Source organism: Amycolatopsis rhizosphaerae (assembly GCF_007713715.1).
Lineage (GTDB): Bacteria > Actinomycetota > Actinomycetes > Mycobacteriales > Pseudonocardiaceae > Amycolatopsis_E > Amycolatopsis_E rhizosphaerae.
In genome coordinates this window covers 1-7,549 of sequence record NZ_VJWX01000350.1, presented here as the reverse complement: position 1 = coordinate 7,549, position 7,549 = coordinate 1, and the positions used below count along the sequence as shown (strand labels likewise).

The 7,549-nt window shown below is 69.7% G+C and carries 3 protein-coding genes; all 3 read left to right on the top strand.

From position 1 onward, the window contains the following. The first annotated feature begins 208 nt into the window (after nt 1-208). The gene (locus tag FNH05_RS26920; RefSeq protein WP_144591512.1) at nt 209-994 is read left to right on the top strand and encodes a 2-keto-4-pentenoate hydratase; all 786 of its coding nucleotides are present in this window, start codon (nt 209-211) and stop codon (nt 992-994) included. Between the two features lie 607 nt (nt 995-1,601). Continuing rightward, entirely contained in the window at nt 1,602-6,149 is a 4,548-nt protein-coding gene (gene gltB, locus FNH05_RS26915; RefSeq protein ID WP_144591511.1) for a glutamate synthase large subunit, read from the top strand. Then, on the top strand, nt 6,142-7,549 hold a 1,408-nt coding region (locus FNH05_RS26910), incomplete at its 3' end, for a glutamate synthase subunit beta (protein ID WP_144591510.1). The genes gltB and FNH05_RS26910, both read left to right, overlap by 8 nt.

Genomic DNA, 7,549 nt, shown 5'->3' with positions numbered 1-7,549 from the left:
GCCTCTTTCTGTCCGGCAGCCCCCCGGCTTCGTCCGGTCCGCTCGGCCGTTGGCCGTGAAGGGCCCCTTCACAGCACATATGACCGTGAAGGGGCCCTTCACGGCATTCCTGTTGCGTTCCTGGGGCGGCTCCTGGGGCGGCGAGATCGTGCCGGACAGCGGAACGCCGGGGTTGCGGCCGTCGCACGGGGCGGTCAGAGTGCGGACCATGGAACCCACAGCGGTGCGGGAAGCGGCCGCCCAGTTGCTGCTCGCCTACGAAAAGGGCGAACCGACCGTCCCGGTGATCCAGTCGTTCCCGGAGGCGACGATCACCGATGCCTACCGGATCCAGCAGGAACAGGTCCGGTCCTGGGTCGCGGCGGGCGATGTGATCAAGGGACACAAGGTCGGACTGGCGTCGAGAGCCATGCAACAGCAGATGGGGGTGGACCAACCCGACTACGGGCATCTGCTCGCGGGGATGTTCCACCTCGAACACGAGCCCATCGCGGCCGAGAAGTACCTCCAGCCCCGCATCGAACCGGAGATCGCGTTCGTGCTCGGGCGGCGCCTGTCCGGCCCCGGTGTCACGGTCGCCGACGCGATCCGCGCGGTCGACTTCGTACTGCCCGCGCTGGAGATCGTGGACTCGCGCATCAAGGACTGGAACATCTCCATCGTGGACACCGTCGCCGACAACGCTTCCTCCGGCGGGGTCGTGCTCGGCAGCAAGCCGACCCTGCTGACCGACCTCGATCTGAGGCCCGTGGGGTGCACCCTGCAACTGGGTGGCGAGATGGTGGCGACCGGGGCGGGCGGGGCGGTGCTCGGCTCGCCGGTCAACGCCCTGGTGTGGCTGGCGAACACGATCGGCCCGCTGGGGATCGACCTCGAACCGGGCCACGTCGTGCTGCCCGGCTCGATGACCCGCGCCTACCCGGTCCGCGCCGGCGACACCGTCACCGCCGACATGGGCGCCCTGGGCACCGTCACCGCCGTCTTCGCCGCCTGACACCCGGGCCCCGGCGGCGCGACTCCGGCGAGGCCGTGAAGGGTCCCTTCACAGTCGATTCGACCGTGAAGGGACCCTTCACGACTCGACACCCGTGAAAACTTTTCCGCCTTTTGCCGGTGCCCGTTACTCCGTTCGTTGACGCCGAACGTAACAAGCCGGTTACCGTTCTCCCGGCTCCCGAGGCGGCCATGGGCCCGCACGATCCGGAGTCTTCGCAGGTCAGGGGTGGTCCGTGGAGTGAAGTACACTCAGAGGTACTCCGTCAACGGGCACGTGGCATTTCCCACCTGCGGCGTTCGACGTATATCGATAACGGCCAATTCACACTACTGTCATAAGACCGGCGAACCCGGGAGTAACAAGCGCGCCGTGGGAACGGCACCCACCACTTCGACCTCCCACGCGCACCACTGCCCGACGATGTGCACCCCTGACCGGCCACCCGCCGCTGTGTGGCCTGGCGATGACGTCTGCCCAGATTCAGGCGCTCGCCTTCTTTTCCTCTCGACTGACCATCGCGGTCCGAGCCCACTCCGTTAGCCAGGTCGCCAAGACCACGCGATCGGGTGAGCCGAACCGCCGACGCCCAAGGAGGCGGCCAGCCGTGACCCGCCACAGCCCGACCAAGCCGAACAACCCGGCCGACGAGCAAGGCCTGTATTCGGCGCAACACGAGCACGACGCGTGCGGCGTTGCCTTCGTCGCCGACCTCGCCGGACGGCGAGATCACAGAATCGTGCGCAAGGCTCTGGTCGCGCTGCGCAATCTCGAGCATCGCGGCGCGCGGGGGGCCGAGCCGGAAACCGGTGACGGCGCGGGCATCCTGATCCAGGTCCCCGACGCCTTCTACCGGGAAGTGGTGGATTTCCGCCTGCCCGAGGCCGGCGGCTACGCGGTCGGCACGGCCTTCCTGCCCACCGACGCCCAGGCCCGCGGCCGCGCCATGAGCGCCATCGAAGGCATCGCCGCCGAAGAGGGCATGCGTGTGCTCGGCTGGCGCGAACTGCCGGTCGAGCCCGACGGCGTCGGGGCGACCGCGCTGTCCACCATGCCGCACTTCACACAGCTCTTCCTCGCTCCCCGTGACGAACGCGTCACCGGTCTGGCCCTGGAGCGCGCCGCCTTCTGCGTGCGCAAGCGGGCCGAGCACGCGCTGGCCAACGAGGACGTGTACTTCCCGAGCCTGTCCTCGCGCACCATCGTCTACAAAGGAATGCTCACCGAGCCCCAGGTCGAGCGGTTCTTCCCCGACCTGACCGACGAGCGTGTGACGAGCGCGATCGGCCTGGTGCACTCGCGGTTCTCCACGAACACCTTCCCGTCGTGGCCGCTGGCCCACCCGTACCGCTACGTCGCGCACAACGGTGAGATCAACACCCTGCGCGGCAACCGGAACTGGATGGACGCACGCGAGTCGATGCTGTCCACCGACCTCGTCCACGGTGACCTCAAGCGCGTTTTCCCGATCATCACCCGGGGTGCGAGCGACTCGGCGAGCTTCGACGAGGTGCTGGAACTGCTCCACCTCGGCGGCCGCAGCCTGCCGCACGCGGTGCTGATGATGATTCCCGAGGCGTGGGAAAACCACGACGAGATGGATCCGGCGCGCCGCGCCTTCTACGAGTTCCACTCCTGCCTGATGGAACCGTGGGACGGGCCCGCGCTGGTGTCGTTCACCGACGGTACCCAGATCGGCGCGGTGCTGGACCGCAACGGCCTGCGCCCCGCGCGGTACTGGGTGACCGAGGACGGGCTGGTCGTGCTGGCCAGCGAGGTCGGCGTGCTCGACATCGACCCGGCCGCGATCGTGCGCAAGGGTCGCCTGGAGCCGGGCCGGATGTTCCTGGTGGACACCGCACAGGGCCGCATCATCGACGACCAGGAGATCAAGGGCGCACTGGCCGCCGAACACCCCTACGGCGAATGGGTCAGCGCCGGGCTGGTGCACCTGGAGGAACTGCCCGAGCGTGAGCGCGAGGTGCCCACGCACGCGTCGCTGGTACGGCGGCAGCAGGCCTTCGGCTACACCCAGGAGGAGCTCGAAACCCTGCTCGAACCGATGGCCCGCACCGCCGCGGAGCCGATCGGCTCGATGGGCAACGACTCGCCGCTGGCCCCGCTGTCGAGCCGCCCGCGGCAGATCTTCGACTACTTCAGCCAGCTGTTCGCCCAGGTGACCAACCCGCCGCTGGACGCCATCCGCGAGGAGCTGGTCACCTCGCTGGGCACCCAGCTCGGCGCCGAGCCGAACCTGCTGGAGGCCGGGCCCGGGCACGCCCGCAAGATCGTGCTGCCCTTCCCCGTGCTGGACAACGACGAGCTGGCCAAGCTCGTGCACATCAACGACGACGGCGACCTGCCCGAGTTCCAGGCGGTCACCGTGTCCGGCCTGTACGAAGTGGACGGTGGCGGCGAGGCGCTGCTGCACCGGCTGGACGAGATCCGGGCGGAGGTGTCCGAGGCGATCGCCGAGGGCGCGCGCCTGATCGTGCTGTCCGACCGCGGCGTGGACGAAAAGCGGGCGGCGATCCCGTCGCTGCTGCTCACCGGCGCCGTGCACCACCACCTGGTCCGGGAGAAGACCCGCACCCAGGTCGGTCTCGTGGTCGAGGCCGCCGACGCCCGCGAGGTGCACCACATCGCGCTGCTCATCGGCTACGGCGTGGCCGCGGTCAACCCGTACCTGGCGATGGCCACCGTCGAGGAACTGGCCGCCCAGGGCAGGATCGGGGACGTCTCCCCGAAGCAGGCCACCCGGAACCTGATCAAGGCGCTGGGCAAGGGTGTGCGCAAGACCATGTCGAAGATGGGTGTGTCCACTGTGGCCTCCTACACCGGCGCCCAGATCTTCGAGGCGATCGGGCTCGGCAAGGAGGTCGTCGACACCTGCTTCGCGGGCACCACCTCACGGCTGGGCGGCGTCGGGTTCGACACGCTGGCCGAGGAGGTGCGGCAGCGGCACGCCAGGGCGTTCCCGCGCGACGGCATGCGGCCGAGCCACCGCGAACTGGAGACCGGCGCGGACTACCAGTGGCGGCGCGAGGGCGAACCGCACCTGTTCAACCCGCACACCATCTTCAAGCTGCAGCACTCGACGCGCTCCGGGAAGTACGAGATCTTCAAGGAGTACACCCGCGCCGTCGACGACCAGGCCGAGAAGCTGATGACGCTGCGCGGTCTGTTCGAGTTCCGCGAGGGTGTGCGGCCGCCGGTGCCCATCGAGGAGGTCGAGCCGGTCTCCGAGATCGTGAAGCGGTTCGCCACCGGCGCGATCTCCTACGGGTCGATCTCGCAGGAGATGCACCAGACGCTGGCGATCGCGATGAACCGGCTGGGCGGCAAGTCCAACACCGGTGAGGGCGGCGAAGACCCGGAACGGCTCTACGACCCCCAGCGCCGCAGCGCGGTCAAGCAGGTCGCGAGTGGACGGTTCGGGGTGACCAGCGAGTACCTGGTCAACGCCGACGACATCCAGATCAAGATGGCCCAGGGCGCCAAGCCCGGCGAGGGCGGCCAGCTGCCCGGCGCGAAGGTGTACCCGTGGATCGCCAAGACCCGGTATTCCACGCCGGGGGTGGGGCTGATCTCGCCGCCGCCGCACCACGACATCTACTCCATCGAGGACCTGGCGCAGCTCATCCACGACCTCAAGAACGCCAACCCGGCCGCCCGCATCCACGTGAAGCTGGTGTCCGAGGTCGGTGTCGGCACGGTCGCGGCGGGCGTGTCCAAGGCGCACGCGGACGTCGTGCTCATCTCCGGGCACGACGGCGGCACCGGCGCCTCGCCGCTGTCGTCGATCAAGCACGCGGGCGGGCCGTGGGAGCTCGGCCTGGCCGAGACGCAGCAGACCCTGCTGCGCAACCGCCTGCGCGACCGCATCGTCGTGCAGACCGACGGCCAGCTCAAGACCGGCCGGGACGTGGTGATCGCCGCGCTGCTCGGTGCGGAGGAGTTCGGCTTCGCGACCGCCCCGCTGGTGGTCTCGGGCTGCATCATGATGCGGGTCTGCCACCTCGACACCTGCCCGGTGGGCGTGGCCACGCAGAACCCGAAGCTGCGCGAGAAGTTCAGCGGTAAGGCCGACTACGTGGTGAACTTCTTCGAGTTCATCGCGCAGGAGGTGCGCGAGTACCTGGCGAAGCTGGGCTTCCGGTCCATCGAGGAGGCCGTCGGGCACGCCGAACTGCTGGACAAGCGGCGCGCGGTCGAGCACTGGAAGGCCGCGGGCCTGGACCTGACCCCGATCTTCCACGTGCCCGACCTGGAGCCGCGTGCGGCGCGGCACCAGGTGGTGGCCCAGGACCACGGGCTGGAGAAGGCGCTGGACAACACGCTCATCCAGCTCGCCGAGGGCGCGCTGTCCTCCGGTGACAAGGTGCGGCTGGAACTGCCGGTCCGCAACGTGAACCGGACCGTGGGCACCATGCTCGGCTCGGAGCTGACCAAGCGCTGGGGCGGCGAGGGGCTGCCGGACGACACGATCGACGTGACGTTCACCGGCACCGCGGGCCAGTCCTTCGGCGCCTTCGTGCCGCGCGGCATCACGCTGCGCCTGTTCGGTGACGCCAACGACTACGTGGGCAAGGGCCTGTCCGGTGGACGGATCGTCGTCCGGCCGAACCGGGACGCGCGGTTCGCCGCCGAGGAGCACATCATCGCGGGCAACGTGATCGGCTATGGCGCCACCTCGGGCGAGATCTTCCTGCGCGGCAAGGTGGGCGAGCGGTTCTGCGTGCGGAACTCCGGCGCGCTGGCCGTGGTGGAAGGCGTCGGCGACCACGCGTGCGAATACATGACGGGCGGGCGCGTGGTGGTGCTCGGCGGCATCGGGCGGAACTTCGCGGCCGGGATGTCCGGCGGCGTCGCCTATGTCCTCGACCTGCCCGCGCTGCGGGTCAACCGCGAAATGGTGGACATCGACCCGCTGGACGACGAGGACACCGAGTTCCTGCGGGACGCGGTGGAACGGCACTACGCCGAAACCGATTCCGCGGTGGCGCGCGCGCTGCTGGCGGACTGGGACGTGGCCGTGACCCGGTTCGGGAAGGTCATGCCCAAGGACTACAAGCGCGTGCTGCAGGCTCAGGCCGCCGCGGAGCGCGATGGACGTGACGTGAACGAAGCGATCATGGAGGCCGCACATGGCTGACCCCAAGGGTTTTCTGACCACCAAGCGGGAGACCCCGACGAGCCGGCCGGTCGACCTGCGCCTCCTGGACTGGCGCGAGGTCTACCAGGACTTCCCGTCGAACAGGCTGGAAAAGCAGGCCGGTCGCTGCATGGACTGCGGCGTCCCGTTCTGCCACCAGGGCTGTCCGCTGGGGAACCTGATCCCCGAGTGGAACACCCTGGTGTGGAGCCAGGACTGGCGGGACGCGATCGAACGGCTGCACGCGACCAACAACTTCCCGGAGTTCACCGGGACGTTGTGCCCGGCGCCGTGTGAAACCGCTTGCGTGCTCGGGATCAACGACGACCCGGTGACGATCAAGCGGGTGGAGATCTCGATCGTGGACCGGGCCTGGGACGAGGGCTGGATCACCCCGCAGCCGCCCGAGGTGCGCACCGGCAAGAAGGTCGCCGTGGTCGGGTCCGGCCCGGCGGGCCTTGCCGCCGCGCAGCAGCTGACCCGGGCCGGGCACGACGTCGTCGTGTTCGAACGGGCGGACGCGATCGGCGGCCTGCTGCGCTACGGCATCCCCGAGTTCAAGATGGAGAAGCGGCGGCTGGACCGGCGGCTGGACCAGATGCGCGCCGAGGGGACGCAGTTCCGGACGGGCGTGAACGTCGGCGTCGACATCACCGTCGAGCAGCTGCGGGCGGAGCACGACGCGGTGGTCCTCGCCGGTGGCGCGACGGCGTGGCGGGACCTGCCCGTCCCCGGCCGCGAACTGTCCGGCATCTACCAGGCGATGGAGTACCTGCCCGGGGCGAACCGGGTCGCCTCGGGGGCGCTGGCCGAGCCGGCGATCACCGCGGCGGGCAAGCACGTGGTGGTCATCGGTGGCGGTGACACCGGTGCCGACTGCGTCGGCACCGCACACCGGCAGGGCGCCGCTTCGGTGACGCAGCTGGAGATCATGCCGCGGCCGCCACAGTCGCGTTCGGACGCGAACCCGTGGCCGACCTACCCGATGATCTACCGGGTGTCTTCGGCGCACGAGGAGGGCGGCGAACGCCTGTACTCGGTGAACACGCAGGAGTTCCTCGCCGACGGCGAGGGGAACGTGCGGGCGCTGAAACTCGTCGAGGTGCGCAACGAGGGCGGCCGGTTCGTCCCGGTGGAGGGCACCGAACGGGAACTGCCCGCCCAGCTGGTGCTGCTCGCGATGGGCTTCGTCGGCCCGCAGCGGGAAGGCCTGCTGGAGGAGCTGGGCGTGGAACTCGACGCGAGGGGCAACGTCGCCCGCGACGGCCGGTTCCACACCAGCGTGGACGGCGTGTTCGTGGCCGGGGACATGGGCCGCGGGCAGTCGCTGATCGTGTGGGCGATCGCGGAGGGCCGCTCCGCGGCCGCCGCGGTGGACAAGCACCTCACCTCGCGTGATC